16 protein-coding genes and 1 tRNA gene are annotated in these 15,362 nt (G+C 61.0%); 1 reads left to right on the top strand and 16 read right to left on the bottom strand.

Annotation, left to right across the window (positions count from 1 at the left end):
• Nucleotides 1–204 precede the first annotated feature (204 nt).
• Entirely contained in the window at nucleotides 205–1,185 is a 981-nt protein-coding gene (locus MU846_RS10900) for an Rpn family recombination-promoting nuclease/putative transposase (RefSeq protein ID WP_246952631.1), read from the top strand.
• Between the two features lie 337 nt (nucleotides 1,186–1,522).
• Here the strand turns inward: MU846_RS10900 and MU846_RS10895 are convergent, their stop codons facing one another.
• From MU846_RS10895 to tolB, 16 genes are all read right to left on the bottom strand, one after another.
• The gene (locus MU846_RS10895; RefSeq protein ID WP_246952629.1) at nucleotides 1,523–2,065 is read right to left on the bottom strand and encodes a porin family protein; all 543 of its coding nucleotides are present in this window, start codon (nucleotides 2,063–2,065) and stop codon (nucleotides 1,523–1,525) included.
• A gap of 111 nt (nucleotides 2,066–2,176) precedes the next feature.
• Entirely contained in the window at nucleotides 2,177–2,716 is a 540-nt protein-coding gene (locus MU846_RS10890; protein ID WP_246952627.1) for a porin family protein, read from the bottom strand.
• 178 nt (nucleotides 2,717–2,894) lie between these two features.
• Nucleotides 2,895–3,233 carry a zinc ribbon domain-containing protein YjdM gene (locus tag MU846_RS10885; RefSeq protein WP_246952624.1) on the bottom strand — a complete coding sequence of 113 codons (339 nt, stop codon included), beginning with the start codon at nucleotides 3,231–3,233 and terminating at the stop codon, nucleotides 2,895–2,897.
• A 405-nt stretch (nucleotides 3,234–3,638) separates the two neighbouring features.
• The gene (prfC, locus tag MU846_RS10880) at nucleotides 3,639–5,216 is read right to left on the bottom strand and encodes a peptide chain release factor 3 (RefSeq protein WP_246952622.1); all 1,578 of its coding nucleotides are present in this window, start codon (nucleotides 5,214–5,216) and stop codon (nucleotides 3,639–3,641) included.
• A gap of 94 nt (nucleotides 5,217–5,310) precedes the next feature.
• On the bottom strand, nucleotides 5,311–6,249 hold the full coding sequence (locus tag MU846_RS10875) for a sensor histidine kinase (RefSeq protein WP_246952620.1): 939 nt from the start codon (nucleotides 6,247–6,249) through the stop codon (nucleotides 5,311–5,313).
• 85 nt (nucleotides 6,250–6,334) lie between these two features.
• Entirely contained in the window at nucleotides 6,335–7,141 is an 807-nt protein-coding gene (locus MU846_RS10870; protein WP_246952618.1) for a response regulator transcription factor, read from the bottom strand.
• A gap of 108 nt (nucleotides 7,142–7,249) precedes the next feature.
• Nucleotides 7,250–7,714, bottom strand: coding sequence for a ribosomal protein S18-alanine N-acetyltransferase (rimI, locus tag MU846_RS10865; RefSeq protein WP_246952616.1), 465 nt, complete (start codon nucleotides 7,712–7,714; stop codon nucleotides 7,250–7,252).
• A gap of 8 nt (nucleotides 7,715–7,722) precedes the next feature.
• Nucleotides 7,723–8,466 carry a hypothetical protein gene (locus tag MU846_RS10860; RefSeq protein WP_246952614.1) on the bottom strand — a complete coding sequence of 248 codons (744 nt, stop codon included), beginning with the start codon at nucleotides 8,464–8,466 and terminating at the stop codon, nucleotides 7,723–7,725.
• 31 nt (nucleotides 8,467–8,497) lie between these two features.
• On the bottom strand, nucleotides 8,498–9,130 hold the full coding sequence (rrtA, locus tag MU846_RS10855; RefSeq protein ID WP_246952612.1) for a rhombosortase: 633 nt from the start codon (nucleotides 9,128–9,130) through the stop codon (nucleotides 8,498–8,500).
• A 485-nt stretch (nucleotides 9,131–9,615) separates the two neighbouring features.
• Complete coding sequence (gene nadA, locus MU846_RS10850; protein WP_246952878.1) at nucleotides 9,616–10,665, bottom strand: quinolinate synthase NadA; 1,050 nt, start codon at nucleotides 10,663–10,665, stop codon at nucleotides 9,616–9,618.
• A 419-nt stretch (nucleotides 10,666–11,084) separates the two neighbouring features.
• A tRNA-Lys gene (locus MU846_RS10845) sits at nucleotides 11,085–11,159 on the bottom strand.
• Between the two features lie 65 nt (nucleotides 11,160–11,224).
• Nucleotides 11,225–11,902 carry a 7-cyano-7-deazaguanine synthase QueC gene (queC, locus tag MU846_RS10840; RefSeq protein ID WP_246952610.1) on the bottom strand — a complete coding sequence of 226 codons (678 nt, stop codon included), beginning with the start codon at nucleotides 11,900–11,902 and terminating at the stop codon, nucleotides 11,225–11,227.
• 25 nt (nucleotides 11,903–11,927) lie between these two features.
• On the bottom strand, nucleotides 11,928–12,569 hold the full coding sequence (gene queE / locus MU846_RS10835) for a 7-carboxy-7-deazaguanine synthase QueE (protein WP_246952608.1): 642 nt from the start codon (nucleotides 12,567–12,569) through the stop codon (nucleotides 11,928–11,930).
• Between the two features lie 58 nt (nucleotides 12,570–12,627).
• The gene (gene ybgF / locus MU846_RS10830) at nucleotides 12,628–13,440 is read right to left on the bottom strand and encodes a tol-pal system protein YbgF (RefSeq protein WP_246952606.1); all 813 of its coding nucleotides are present in this window, start codon (nucleotides 13,438–13,440) and stop codon (nucleotides 12,628–12,630) included.
• 21 nt (nucleotides 13,441–13,461) lie between these two features.
• Entirely contained in the window at nucleotides 13,462–14,043 is a 582-nt protein-coding gene (gene pal / locus MU846_RS10825) for a peptidoglycan-associated lipoprotein Pal (protein ID WP_246952604.1), read from the bottom strand.
• 41 nt (nucleotides 14,044–14,084) lie between these two features.
• Nucleotides 14,085–15,350 carry a Tol-Pal system beta propeller repeat protein TolB gene (gene tolB, locus MU846_RS10820; protein WP_246952876.1) on the bottom strand — a complete coding sequence of 422 codons (1,266 nt, stop codon included), beginning with the start codon at nucleotides 15,348–15,350 and terminating at the stop codon, nucleotides 14,085–14,087.
• Nucleotides 15,351–15,362: the final 12 nt, after the last annotated feature.

Below are 15,362 nucleotides of genomic sequence, written 5' to 3'. Positions count from 1 at the left end.
AGAGCCGGGGCCGACGCACCCACCGGCGCCAATGTCTTACATCTTTCGTCGTACAACGCCTACACCTTTTTCCGCCTTCTCAGACAGACAGCCCCTTACCAGGGCCAGTACGCTGCCAGATCACCAGTGCGCAAACACTGGCGCAAGGGAAAGTGCACAGAAGAGTGCACAAAAATACCACACCGGCGCCACAGGGAGGTGCCCATGGACAATCACGACACCAGCTACCGGCTGCTGTTCGCACACGCCGAAATGGTGCGTGAGTTATTGAAGGGTTTCGTGCCCGGCGACTGGGTCAGAGAACTGGATCTGGATTCGCTGGAAAAAATGAACGGCAGCTATGTCAGCGACGATCTGCGCAGCCGCCACAGTGATGCGGTCTGGCGGGTACGCTGGGGGCCGCGCTGGGTGTATGTGTACCTGCTGCTGGAGTTTCAATCCACAGTGGATCGTTTCATGCCGGTGCGCGTGCTCAGTTATATCGGGCTGCTGTATCAGGATCTGATCAAACGGCGTGAGCCCGGCAACAGCCCCCTGCTTCCGCCGGTGCTGCCGATCGTGCTATATAACGGCAAACCCCGCTGGCGCGCCTCGGTGGATCTGGCCGATCTGATCCAGCCCATGCCGCAGGCCCTGCACGAATTCCAGCCCCGGCAACGCTTTCTGCTGCTGGACGAAGGGCGCTATCAGGCCCATGAGCTGCCAGCGGGCCGCAATCTGGTCGCGGCGCTGTTCCGGCTGGAACACAGCGCCACGCCGGAGGCGCTGCGGCAGGTGCTGGCGCTTCTGGTAGACTGGTTGAAGACACCGGAACTGGCAGATTTGAGACGCCATTTCGTGGAATGGCTCCGGCGCCGGGGGCCGAGCCTGGATCCGCAGACATACTGGCGCGAGATCAACGACCTACAGGAGGCCAACACCATGCTGGAAGACCGCATTCGCGAATGGAAGGCGCAATTTCGCCAAGAAGGGCTGCAAGAAGGCCTGGAGCAGGGCCTGGAGCAGGGAGTGGAGCAAGGTGTGGCACAAGGCGTTCGAACCGTGCTGCATCGCCAATTGCTCCGTCGCTTCGGCAGCGTGCCGGAGCCATTGGCGCAGCGGCTGGCCGAGGCCACTCTGCCGCAGCTGGAAGCCTGGGCTGATCTGGTCTACGAGGTCGAGACGATCGACGACATCTTTCACTGAGTGATCGTGAAAACCCGCCGGCCGTAACCTGGTCGCGGCGCTGTTCCGGCTGGAGCACAGCCCCAACGGCGCCACGCCTGACGCACTGCGGCAATTGAAGGCGTCGTTTATTGAAGGTGCCTTTTATTGAAGGCGTCGCCCACCGAGTCGCCACCTCGTCCATGCTTTCACACCGAGCTTGCATCATCGAAGGGCTTTGCCGGCAGCGATAACGCCCATCAGCGCAGGGGGCATGGCAAAATATCCGCCCCGGCTGGCGCGTCTGAGCATCCAGCCCGGCACTAAAAAAACGGCGTAGTGTTTTTTGCCTACGCCGCTTTCCTTCTATCGATCAATCCTAGAAACGGAAACCGAGACCGATCGACAGTGCATCAAGCTCGTAGTCATCGCCATCCAGCAGGCGAGCATATTCCACCGAAACAAAGGTGTTCACGTTAAGCAGCAGCTCACCGCCGACACCGTAGGACAGATCCGTTTCGGAGTCCGACATGCTGAAACTGCCTGTGGCGTCGCGAAACTTCGCGGTGATCTTGCTGCGCGTCAGGCCCACCATGGCGTAGGCTGTAAACCGCTCACCCATGGGTGCCATCACGCGTGCGTAAGCGCTGATAGCGTTATCCAGCTCCAGCGTCAGTTTCTCGGGGCCTACGGTGATAGAATCATCCGACAGCCCTGTTCCCACTCGCAGCTCCAGGCCAAAGTTGGGGCTCAGGTTGGCGCCCAGTCGCGCCGTCAGCGCAGTCGGCTCCAGATCAGGCGCACCGCTTTCGGAATACTCCACCTGCGACAATTGCAGCGCCGCATAGGAATCCGGGTTTGCCATCGCCGCCAGCGGCATTGCCGCCGCCCCTACAGCCATCAGTAATAATCCACGTTTCACGCGCATACACTCCCTTGGTTCACGATTGAATTGTTATCCGGCAAGCTTCGCTGCCTGCCATTCAAACACACCCGGCGCTGCCCGCCCAGACCGGGCAGCGGCCGGCTCACTCTAGAAACGCAGCCCTACCCCGATGGATAACGCATCCAGATCATAAGCATCATCATCACTTTGCAGCAGCGCATACTCCAGGTTGATAAATCCGTTGGTGGTCAACATCAGATCCACGCCCGCACCGATGGAAAGATCCGTCTCGGACTCGGAAACTTTCACTCCGAAGCCGTGCATCCTCGCACTGGCTTCCAGCTTGACGCGCGTGATGCCGGCCAGGCCGTATACCGTGACGCGCTCACCCAACGGCGCTAGCAGGCGTGCATAAACACCAAAGAGCTGCTTGATCTCCAGGCTCGCATGGGTGGTCGGATCAATCTCCAGCCTGTCGGACGATACGCCAGAGCCGAGCCGTGCTTCGATGGCGACATTTTCCGATAGCGCACTGCCGAAACGCAGCGCCCACGCGGTGGGCTTGGAGGTATCAAAGCCGCGCTCATCGTAACGGGTTTCAAGATAGTTGAGGCCGATATAATTATCGGCGTTTGCCGCCGCAGGCAGGCACAGGCTGATCAGCAACCCGAAAAAGATACGCTTCATCAATATCCCCAAATGCTTGTCATTGCTCCATCAGAGCCGCCGCTGCTTATCGTTCGACCGGAGCCCCGTTTGATGGCAAGCAGTGAGTATTACAGCATCAGCCAGAAGACTAAATGGCATCACTGTGACATCAGTGACCAGAGCGGGTGAAGCGTGCCCCCGCCCCGGCACATAGCGATCACACTTTTCGCACGAATTCCGATTTCAGTTTCATCGCGCCGATGCCGTCGATCTTGCAGTCGATATCATGATCACCGCCCACCAGGCGAATATTTTTCACCTTGGTGCCTACCTTTACCACGGTGGAAGAGCCTTTCACTTTCAGATCCTTGATGACCGTAACGGTATCGCCATCCGCCAGCGGATTGCCGTTTGCATCGGTGATAACGTCCTCTGCGGCAGGTGCGCCCGCCGCATCGGCCGCCCACTCTTCACCGCAGGATGGGCACACCAGAAAACCCTGATCCTCATAGGTGTAGCCTTCGCCGCACGTCGGGCAGGGTGGCAATTCACTCACAGCATTCTCCTTCGGGAAATTTTCGGTTATCTGACACTATATCGGACACTCGCCCTAACGCTGACAATCATATTTTCCCAGCCACACATGCTGCCGCCCCGGCCCAGAACGGCATCGGGCCTGAGGCGCCGCACCAGACTGCCACGGCCGCCGCCGAGCAAACGGTAGCAGGCACGCAGGTGCAGCGGGCGGGAAGCCGTCGCGGCGAAAACACCGCTGAGGAAGAGGGCCGCAGCACAATGCCTGCGACCCTCGGCCCACGATCAGCACAACACACCAGAGCGCTCCACCGCCATCGCTTGCCACGGCCTCACATCAGCGCCACGCCATACGAAACGGCTTTCCCACCGTGCCCGCTGTCGGGTTGCGACGCCCGGCGCGATCTTGGCAAGCACCGCGACCGTCTCAGATTTCCCGTGTTTCGTTGAATCGGATTTCCGGGTGCCGCTCTTCTGCCAGCGACAGGTTCACGCGGGTGGGTGCCAGATATGTCAGGTGCCCGGCGCCGTCAATCGACAGGTTGTCGTAGGCTTTGGCGCGGAACGCCTCCAGCTCGCGCTCGTTTGCCGCTTCTACCCAGCGTGCCGTGGCCACGTTCACCACGTCATAGGCGCACTCCACACCATATTCGTGCTTGAGCCGGTGGGCGACCACATCAAATTGCAAGGTGCCCACCGCGCCCAGGATCACATCGTTATTGCGCAGCGGGAAAAATACTTGCGTGGCGCCTTCTTCCGCCAGCTGCGTCAGCCCTTTGTGCAATTGCTTGCTTTTCAGCGGATCACGTAGCACCACACGACGAAACAGTTCCGGGGCAAAGTGGGGAATTCCGGTAAATTGCAGCGCTTCACCTTCGGTGAAGGTGTCACCAATCTGGATAGTGCCGTGGTTATGCAGGCCGATGATATCGCCGGCAAATGCCTCCTCGACATTTTCACGTTCCCCGGCGAGAAATGTCAGCGCATCGGCGATACGCATATCCTTGCCCGTGCGGCACTGCTTGAGTTTGATGCCTTTTTCATAACGGCCCGAGCAAATGCGCATGAATGCAACACGATCGCGGTGCTTCGGATCCATATTGGCCTGAATCTTGAAAACAAAGCCGGTAAATTTCGGCTCAGAGGCATCCACAATGCGCTCGATGGCTGCACGCGGCTGCGGCGGCGGTGCCCACTCCACCAAGCCATCAAGCATATGATCGACACCGAAGTTGCCCAGTGCCGTGCCGAAAAATACCGGTGTCAGCTTGCCGGCGAGAAACCGCTCCAGATCAAACTCGTGGCTGGCACCGCGCACCAGCTCCAGCATTTCCCGCAGCTCGTCGGCGTAGCTGCCCACAGCGGCATCCAGCTCGGGATTATCCAGCCCCTTTATCTCGCGCACCGCTTGAATGGCGTGCCCCTGCCCGCTTTGATACAGCACCGTGGTATCACGCAGCAGGTTGTAGACACCCTTGAAGCTCTTGCCCATGCCGATCGGCCAGGTCACTGGTGCGCATTCGATCTTGAGCACGTCTTCGATCTCGTCGAGCACTTCGATAGGCTCACGCACGTCGCGATCCAGCTTGTTGATAAAGGTAAGAATCGGCGTATCCCGCAGCCGGCACACTTCCATCAGCTTGATGGTGCGCTCCTCCACGCCCTTGGCGGCGTCAATCACCATCAGCGCCGCGTCCACAGCGGTCAGGGTGCGGTAGGTATCTTCCGAGAAATCGGCGTGGCCTGGTGTATCGAGCAGATTCACCATCGCCTCCCGGTAGGGAAACTGCATCACCGAAGTGGTCACCGAGATACCGCGCTCCTTCTCCATCTCCATCCAGTCGGAGGTGGCATGGCGGCCGGATTTCTTACCTTTCACGGTGCCTGCCATCTGAATCTGGTTACCGTACAGCAGCAGCTTTTCGGTAATGGTGGTCTTCCCGGCATCCGGGTGGGAGATGATGGCGAAAGTGCGCCGTTTACGGATTTCGTCGAGCGGATTCATACAGGGCCTCAAGATAGTGCGAGGCGCAGTATAGACCGCCTGCACAAGTGACAACACCGTCACCGCTCTGTTACCAGTAGCGAAACGGCCCGGATCACGAGGCCGAAGGCGGAAGACGCACCACGAAACGGGCGCCTTCACGATAGCGGGCATCCAGCCACACAGTACCATCGTGGAGCGTGACGATGCGCTTGACGATATGCAGCCCGATGCCGATACCGCTATGACTGAGTACGCCGGGCGAGCGGTAGTAACGCTCGAACACCTGCGCCTGCTCGTCCGGCGGCACCCCCGGGCCCTGATCCGCCACGGCGATTTCCACCGCCCCATCAGGCTGGCGCCGCACACTTAGCAATACCGGCGAATCCGGCCGGGCATACTTGAGCGCATTGCCGATCAGGTTGTCGAACACCACCTGTATCAACGCGGCATCCACTTTCGACATGACGGGTTGCACGGGCGCCGTCAGCGTGATTTCCCGGCCGCTGGCATGGCGCCGCTGCTCACAGGACTCACGCAACAGCCGCGAGACATCCTGCCATTGCAGGCGCAAGCGCATCTCGGCGCTATCGAGCCATTCGCTGTTCAGGCACGCATCCACCAGGCCCAGCAAGCGCTGGTTGGCGCGGGTTGCTCGGGCCACATCTGCGCAGGTGGCAGCGTTATCCTCATGCCGGGCACCGATGTTGTGCGCTACCATACCCATCACCGCCAGCGGCGTGCGGAATTCATGGGACACCATGGCGAGAAATGAACGCTGTTCGCTGAGCATGTCATTGAGCTTGCGCTCGGCCTGACGGCGCGCCTGCAACTCAGTGCGCAAGGCGGTGGTGCGCTCGGCCACCTGATGCTCCAGCAACGTGTGCATTTCTGCCGCCACCCGCAATCGCTCACGCTCGGCATTACGCTCCAGGCGGCGCGCCGAGCTGATGCGCACCGCCATCCCGGACAACATCAGCACCACATGGCTGACCACCAACCCCTGCGGCAACAGCGTTGCACGGCTCAGCGGCACCAGCCCCAGGTAAGGCAAACTTTGTGACTCACATCACAGCAATTTACCCGGATTTCAGAAATCAAGAATGGTATTTCCCGGAAACAGTCAGCTGATGGCCGTCTCAATCGGCATCGCCATCATGGTATACCTGACGCGAGCGTCGGTAAGCGCCCGGCGTGACACCGAAGCGCTCCTTGAACATGGTGGTGAAGTTGGCGGCATTGCCGTAACCCACCTGATCGCTGATCTGCTGGATCTCAAGCGCTGTCTCGGCGAGCAGTTCGCAGGCCAGCAGAAAACGTTGCTCGCGCAGCCAGGCAAATACCGTGGCCCCGGTTTCCTTGCGGAACAGCTCATTGAGCCGCCGCTCGTTGGTGCCCACCTGGTGCGCAAGCTCCGTCAGCGACGGTGCCTGGCCAAGATCCTGCCGCAGCACATTCATGGCCGCGCACACGGTGGTGCTGATGCGGCCGGGGGCCAGCGGCTTTTCTGCATCAATGGCGCTGGCGTCGGCGGCACGGCGGCGATGCAGGTCCAGATGAATATTGATGCGCACCAGCACCTCTTCGGGTGAGAACGGCTTGCTGACATAATCCACCGCGCCCAGCCGCAGCCCGGTCAGCCGCTCTTCCACTGCCTGGGCGCCGGATAAAAAAATCACCGGGATATCGCGGGTGCGCGGGTCGGCTTTCAACAGCCGCAACGCCGCAAAGCCGTCGGTGCGAGGCATCCATACATCTAGAAGAATCAGATCGGGCTGTAGCACGGTGGCTTTCTGGTAGCCCTCCTGGCCGTCGCTTGCCAGCACCAGCCGCCAGCCGACAGGCCGCAGAAAATCCACCAGCACCGCCAATAGATCGGGCGAGTCGTCTACCAGAAGCAGCGTCACCTGACGGGTTTTATCACTGGCAAGGATTTGTTTTTTCATTGCTGCCGATCCCCAGCGATGCCTTCCTTTCCATACACATTGCCGACAGACTTCTGCCTTGCCCAACGTAGCAGAACGAACTTGCGCTGACGAATCACCACGCCCCCTTCAGGCCGGCAACTCGCAGCGCATCAACACGGCATCTTCATGGCCGTCGGCGGTGCGGTAATAATTGCGCCGCATACCGGTACCGACAAACCCCAGCCGCTGATAAAGCGCACGCGCCGCTTGATTGCTCTCGCGCACCTCCAGAAACAGGCAGCGCGTATCCGGCCGCAGCACATCCATCATCTCGCGCAGCAACGCGGCAGCAATGCCTCGCCGCTGATAGCCAGGCGCCACGGCAATATTCAGCACGTGAGCTTCATCCAGCACGCAATAGATGATGACAAACGCCACCACTGCTCCGGCCACGTCCGTGACCACCCGGCACAGATAGCCCTCGCTCAGACAGTCGCGAAACACCTGCTCGCTCCAGGGGGTGAACTGGCTTTGCGCCTCCAGCGTGGCCACCGCAGCAAGATCCGCCTCCTGCATCGGCCGCAACTGCCAAGGGGCCGGCATCTCAGGCATGGCACGTCTCAAGCATGAAAACCGGCCTCTACCATCGCGCGCCAGGTACGGCGCTTGTGCTCGACTGGCTCGGCCAGCATTTCCGCCAATGAGCTGACCGCCAGCCACAGGCTGTGGCCCTGCGGCACGGCACGAAAGCGCGCCGGCAAGATCAGCGCCGCTGTGGCCTCACTGGCGCACAATAAAATGCGCGGCGTGCCGCTGCGGCCCAGCCCGCCGAGAAACGCGCCGAGCGCCAATGCAGCCTGATCTGCCGCCATCGGCCGGCCATCCGGCGGGCACAGAAAACGGCGCGGCTGGCCCGGTTCCACACGCCAGACACGCAGCAGGTTGGCGGCCAGTTGCTGCGCCTCCCGCCCGAAACCTGGCGCATCGGCCTGCTCCTGTTCCAGCACCACCCATACATTCGGCGTTGCAAACGCCTGCAAGGTGAAGCGCGGGCCCTGGGCCACCGCGGCTGTGGGCGGGCGCGGAGCCGGGGGCGCAGGTGCCTGCCCGCCCTCAAGTGCCTTCTCAAGCGACGGCAAGGGCGGCCGCCCGGCATCGGCTGCGGCCCGAGCCGCAACCGGCGCATTTTCGGGCGACGCTGCTGCGCTCATGGCCCTCATGGCGCTTGCAGCCATCTCGGCGGGCTCCGGCGGCGCCGGGGCGGCCAGCCTGGGCGACGGCGCAGCGCCCGGCAACGCAGCACCGGCCACCCACGGGGTAAAGCCCATGGCACGCAGATAAGCCTGTCGGTGCAATTCGTCCATTACATTCTTCAGAGCAGATGGGACAGGCAGTCTAGAGCCTGGCCGCGCTATTTTCCATGAATGACCGGCGCCGCCGGTGCACCAGCGCTACCCCTGCGGCCAGCAATACCCCTGTGAGCGCGCCATACAAGTGGGCATTGACGTAAACCCGGCCATCAATCCAGTAACGCAGGTATTCCGCATCGTAACCCGGCAATTGCTCCCCGATCAGCCGGCCCGCTACCAGCGCCAGCACCAGCCCATGCAGCCAGGGATGGGTGCGAAAACCCAGCAGCAACGCCAGCACCAGCCAGCCGTGCAAAATCCCGGATAGCCCGACATAAGGCCCGTTGGCCTGATCCACGTACAGCATCAGCAGGCTCACCACCAACGGCGATACCAGCAGCCACAGCCACAGCAGGCGGCGGCTGTAAATATCGGGAAAGAACCAGGCACACAGCAGAAAACCGCCAAGATTCATCAGCAAATGCCAGTGGTTCAGATGCACAAAGTGGGCGCTATACAGCCGCCACAGCTGACCATCGACAATGGCGATGCGCTGATATTCGAGCAGCGGATTCACCCAGCCATGCGCCAGCCCCAGCACCACCAGCAGCAGTGAGAACACCAGCAGATGACGCCGCAGCAACGGATCGCGCAGCGTGCTGACAGAAGCCGAAGACATGGGGCAGATTTCCGCGTATCACAAACCGCAAAGTATAGGGGAAAAACGACAGCAAGGTGCCAACGCCGGCCGCGGCACCGGACACAATGAAAATGCCGTGCCAGGCGAAGGTGCCAGCCAAACAATTGTGCCGCCCGGCGAAAGCGCCGCGCCCGAGGCAGGTGCCACAGAAAGGTGGCAGAGAGAGGTGTCCGAGTTATGTGCCTGAGAGAGGTGCCTGAGAGAGGCGCCAGGCTTCCCCATGGATCAGGAAAAGCGCCCGAAAACGTCCGGTCTTCAACACTGGGGAGCCTGGTCAAAGGCCATGAAAACACTTGCGCAAGGGAGTGCTTTTGCCTTCACATCAGCCAGCGAAAACCGCCGAACACGGTTTGGCATCGACATGGACCATAGCAAGGATGATAACCGAGGCGGGTCTGCAAACAGCTACCCGAGAGAGCACGAAACGGGGTGCAGATGTGTGAGCACACCGCACCCCGCCACGTTCAACGCTTGAGGGATTTACCGAATTCCAGCATCCGGTTCAGTGGCACCAGCGCCTGCTCTGCCATCGCCGGATCAACAAACACTTCCTGGCCTGCGCCGTCGTCGCTCTCCAGCACGGTGCACATGTTCTCCAGCCCGTTCATCGCCATCCACGGGCAGTGTGCGCAGCTGCGGCACTCCGCACCGCTACCGGCGGTGGGGGCTTCCAGAAACCGTTTGCCCGGCGCCAGTTGCTGCATCTTGTAGAAAATGCCGCGGTCGGTGGCAACGATGAAGGTCTGGTTCGGCAGTTCAACCGCAGCCTTGATCAGCTGCGATGTGGAGCCCACCACATCAGCGATATCCACCATCGCTGCTGGCGATTCCGGATGCACCAGCACGGCGGCGTCCGGCCAGGCTTCTTTCAGCTCCAGCACGCCACGGGCCTTGAATTCCTCGTGCACGATGCAGGCGCTGTCCCAGCACAACACATCAGCACCCGTTTGCCGCGCCACGTAATCGCCCAGGTGGCGATCCGGCGCCCACAGGATTTTTTCGCCCTGGCGATCCAGATGCTCGATCAGCTCTACAGCAATACTGGAGGTGACCACCCAATCAGCACGCGCTTTCACCGCCGCCGAGGTGTTGGCATACACCACTACGGTACGATCCGGGTGCTGATCGCAGAAGGCAGAAAATTCATCGGCGGGGCACCCCAGATCCAGCGAGCAAGTCGCTTCCAGCGTGGGCATCAGAATGCGTTTTTCCGGGCTCAGGATTTTGGCTGTCTCGCCCATGAAGCGAACACCCGCTACTACCAATGTGGAAGCCGGATGTTCCTTGCCAAAGCGCGCCATTTCCAGCGAATCCGCTACACAGCCGCCGGTTTCTTCCGCCAGCGACTGGATCTCCGGGTCGGTGTAGTAATGAGCCACCAATACGGCGTTGCGTGCTTTTAATAATTGCTTGATCCGCGTGCGGTATTTTTCACGCTGGGCGGAATCTAGCTCGTCGACGGCCTGGATACCGTCGAGGTGCTGGCGAACCAGCTCGATAGCCTGTGCAGTCATCGGCATACAAGGAAAGTTTTGCTTCCCTTTCAACAAGTTGGTGAGTGCCTGATAGGCAGTTTCAGCGCGTATGATACCACAGATAAATGATCTGGCAGGTAGCCTGCCGTCCTCTCCGCAGTACGCCTGTCCCGTTTCCCGGCGAGCACTATCGCGTGCCTTGCCCCAAGTGCCGCCGGCACACCTCCAGAGCGCCTCCACGCCCCGCTACTGGTCCGCTGCCCCGTCGTCGCCTGGCTCCCCGGCAGCTTCGCTCGGCTCGCCTGCTGTCGCACTCCGTATCCTGGCGGGCGCTGAACCGGACAATGCAGTGAGGGAAACATATATAAGCTGGGCAACGTCGAGTGCTGTCTGGCACCGGCTCTCAGCGGGCCGGAAACAACAAGGGCCCGCATGACTGCGAGCCCTCTGGAATTTGTTGGTGGGTCGTGATGGATTCGAACCATCGACCAATTGGTTAAAAGCCAACTGCTCTACCACTGAGCTAACGACCCGCCGAAAGAGGCGCAAATGATACTAATTTTTTACGGGATGACAAGGGTATCGTGAAAACTTTTATTCATTCACCCGAAACATAGCGCGTCGGATCGGCCACCGAAGCGGCTGCAAAGCCCGCCCGGCGCAGCCGACAGCTGTCACAGCGGCCACAGGCACGCCCTTGTTCATCGGCCTGATAACACGACACCGTGAGGCTGTAATCCACCCCCAACGAGGTGCCGGCGCGGATAATCTCGCCTTTGCTGAGATCCAGCAGCGGCGTTTCGATCAGCGGGGCACGGCCCTCGACGCCCGCTTTGGTGGCCACGGCGGCCAACGCACGGAAGGCATCGATGAACGGCGGGCGGCAATCCGGGTAGCCGGAATAATCCACCGCGTTGATGCCGATATAAATCGCGCCGGCATCCAGCACCTCGGCCAGGCCCAGTGCCAGCGAGAGGAACACAGTGTTGCGCGCCGGCACATAGGTGATCGGAATCCCATCGCTCTCTTCTTCCGGCACGGCCAGGCTGCTGTCGGTGAGTGCCGAGCCGCCGATGGTGCCCAGATCAAGCCGGATCACGCGATAGCTGGCGGCGCCGAGGCTGCTGGCGACTCGTTCGGCGGCGTGCAGCTCGGTGTGGTGGCGCTGGCCGTAATCAAATGCCAGTGCATGGCACTGGTAACCGGCCTCGCGGGCCATCGCCAGGCAGGTTGCAGAATCCAGCCCGCCCGAGAGCAGGACAACAGCGTTCTTCATGGCTCACCTTGTCAATAAACACCGCTCAGCGGCCGCGCGCATCTTCCCAGAGCAGCTTGTGCAATTGCAGTTGAAAACGCACCGGCAGGCGATCCTCAAGTATCCACTGGGCGAGCTGCGCCGGGGGTAGTTGCCCCCAAACAGGCGAAAACAGCACATCGCTGACACGTTCCGCCAGTTGGTGCTGATCCAGCTGCATGCGCGCCCAGTCGTAATCCCGGCGGCTTGCCAGCACGAACTTGACCTGATCGCTCGCCTTGAGCAGCTCGATGTTGCCCAGCCGGTTGTTGTGCATTTCTCCCGAATCGGGAGCTTTGAGATCCATCACCACGCTGACCCGTGGATCGACCCCGGCAAGATCCATGGCGCCGCCGGTCTCCAGGCTGACGTCATAACCGGCATCGCACAGTTGCGTCAGCAGTGGCAGGCAGTTGGGCTGCGCCAGCGGCTCACCGCCGGTCACTGTCACGTAGTGCGCACCGTGGCTGGCCACTTCCGCGAGAATATCGGTCAGTGTACGGCGGCTACCGCCCTGAAAGGCGTATTCGGTATCGCACCAGACACAGCGCTGCGGGCAACCGGTGAGGCGCACGAACACGGTCGGGCGCCCGACACTGCGGGATTCTCCCTGCAGGGAATGAAAGATTTCGGTGAGGCGTAATTCCACGATGTGACCGGCCGGCTTATCTGACAGAAGCGGCCATTCTAGCATACCGCGGTGGCCTTCACTTCAGCTGGTCGAGCATCCCCTGTGCCAGACGCGCCTCCGAGGTACCCTCGTATTGCTGCACGATCCGGTTGAGCGTAACGCGCGCCCGGTTGGTGTCGCCCGACTCCGCCTGCAATGTGGCAAGTTTGTAGAGCGCGGCAGGCACCTGGCTGTGATCGGGGTAATCATCCACCACTGTCTGGAACTGCTTCATGGCGCCGGCCCGGTCGGGTGTCGCCTGGCTACGATAGATTTCACCAAGCCAGAAGTGGGCGAACGGCCGGAATTGCCCTTGCGAATAATCGGAAAGATATTGCTCGAAGGCCTTGCCGGCCTCTGGAAAGTCTCGTGCCAGCAATTTTTCACGCGCCGCAGCATAGGCTGCCCGGTCGCTTTCAGGGCTGGCACCGTTGGCGCCACTGGCGCCGCTGCCATTGGCCTGCTCGGTGGCATCGGCTGCCGCCTGGGCAGTGGCGGATTGATCCAGCGAAGCTTCGGCCACCGCATTGATGCGGGTATCCAGATCCACGTAGCGTGCGCGTTCGGCTTCGCGGCCGCGCTCAAGCTCATGGCGCAGTTCCTCGATCTGCCCCTGCAAGCGTTGCAGCTCTTCTTCATATTGCTGCATCTGCTGCATCAGCATCATCACGCCGCCCTGGGGTTGTGCCGACAGATCCCGGGGTGACGCATCACCCCGGTTATCGGTAGCCGCCGACGACTGAGGCCGGGGATAAACCCGATCCTCGACCGTCAGCGGGCCGGTGGCGGCCTGCGCCTGCGCAGCCCCCGCCACCACCCCCAGCAGAAGGCCTGTAAGAAGGCGTTTCATGCCGGTTACACTTGCCATGCCTTACGGACGGCCAGAGGTGTAGTTCAGCTCGACACGGCGGTTTTTGGCCCAGGACAGCTCATCAGAACCACGTGCGGCCGGCTTCTCTTCGCCATAGGAAACCGTTTCCAGCTGCGATGCAGAGACACCCTGTACACGCAGGAACTGCTCTACCGCCTTGGAACGGCGCTCGGACAGAGCCACGTTATACTCGCGGGTGCCGCGCTCATCGGTGTGGCCTTCCAGGCGCACACGGGCATTGCGGTTGCTCTTCAGGTGGCTGGCGTGTGCACGCAGGGTGTCAAACGCGGCAGCCGGTACTTCCGAGCGATCGAAAGCAAAATAGATGATGCGGGAATCGGTGGTGCCGTCGTAGTGCGACGGGTGGTTGTGATAGTTCTCGGCGGTCAGCGGAATATTGCTGTAGTCCGGGCGCGTCGGGCGCTGCTGGATAACCGGCTCGGTGGTGGCTGGCGGTTGCTGCTCGACCACAGGCTGAGTGGTCTCATAGGTGTCTTCTTCGGTGGGCTTGCTGGAGCAGGCGGCAAGCATGGCTGAGGCCAGCAGAGCCACGAACAGTTTATTGAAAGTTGTGAGGCGCATGACAAAAACTCCTGTTGATTCCCATGAGATGTTAGATCCTTTCAGAGAAACGGCGACCACGCCGGCTCTCTGACTTCCCCTTCCTTCGATGGCAGGTTCACTTTGACGCGGCCATCGATGGATACGGCCTCGAGGACTCCAGTGCCACCCTCTTGCGTGCCATAAATTATCATAGTTCCATTGGGCGCAACACTGGGCGACTCGTCCATATTGGTACCGGTGACCACATTGAATGTGCCCCGTTTCAAATCCTGCACACCGATCTGGAAGCCACGATCAGTGCGATGCACGAACACCAGATGCCGTCCGTCGGGTGTAATGTCCGGGCGCGCATTATAACGCCCCTCGAACGTCAGCCGCCGCACACTTTTATCGCTCAGATCCAGACGATAAATCTGTGGCCCGCCACCTCGGCTTGAGGTGAAGATCAGCGAGCGGCCATCCGGCAGCCAGCGCGGCTCGGTATCAATGGCGCGGCTGTTGGTCTGCCGTGTGAGTTGCCCGCTGGCCAGATCCAGTGTGTAGATCTGCGGGTTACCATCTCGTGACAACGTCAGCGCCAGCTGCGCACCATCCGGTGACCAGGCCGGAGCGCCATTGATACCGCGCTCGCTGGAAACCACGCGCCGCTGCGAGGTGGCCAGCTCATGCACATAAATTTTCGGCAACCCATCGCTCTCAAACGACACATACGCCACATGGCTGCCGTCCGGTGACCAGGACGGGCTCATAATCGGCTCGCGGCTACGCAGGATCGTTTGTGCCCGATGCCCGTCAGCGTCTGCATATTGCAGTTGAAACGGGTAATCGTCACGCTCGTTCACCGTGACGTACAAAATCTTGGTGCTGAACGCGCCCTGAATACCGGTCAATTGCTCAAACACACGATCCGCGATCGAGTGCGCCACATCTCGCAACTGACCCCGCCCGGCGGTATAGCTGGCACCAAGCAGGCGCGCCCCGCGTGCCACATCGTGCAGCTCATACTCAATGCGGTATTCGCCTTCGCCCTGCGGCTGCACACGTCCGAGCACCACGTAGTCGGTCTTCATCACGCGAAAATCGCGCCAGATGATATCCTCACCACGCGACGGACGGCTGAGCAGATCGCCCACCGGCAACGGGCGAAACTGGCCGCTGCGGTGCAGATCCGCCGCCACGATGGCGGCCACGTCTTCAGCCGGTTGCCCGCCGCTGGCCTGAAACGGCACCACCGCAATCGGCACCGCATCATCCCTGCCCTGGGTGATCTCGATGACCAGGCTGGCGTGCGCCAGCGGTGTGCCCATCAGACTCAGCCATCCCATGACGATAATAGC

Origin of the sequence: Alcanivorax quisquiliarum (genome assembly GCF_023051175.1) — a bacterium.
GTDB classification, from domain to species: Bacteria; Pseudomonadota; Gammaproteobacteria; order Pseudomonadales; family Alcanivoracaceae; genus Isoalcanivorax; species Isoalcanivorax quisquiliarum.
The sequence above is the reverse complement of the archived record's forward strand: the minus strand, read 5'-3'. Positions and strand labels throughout refer to the sequence as shown.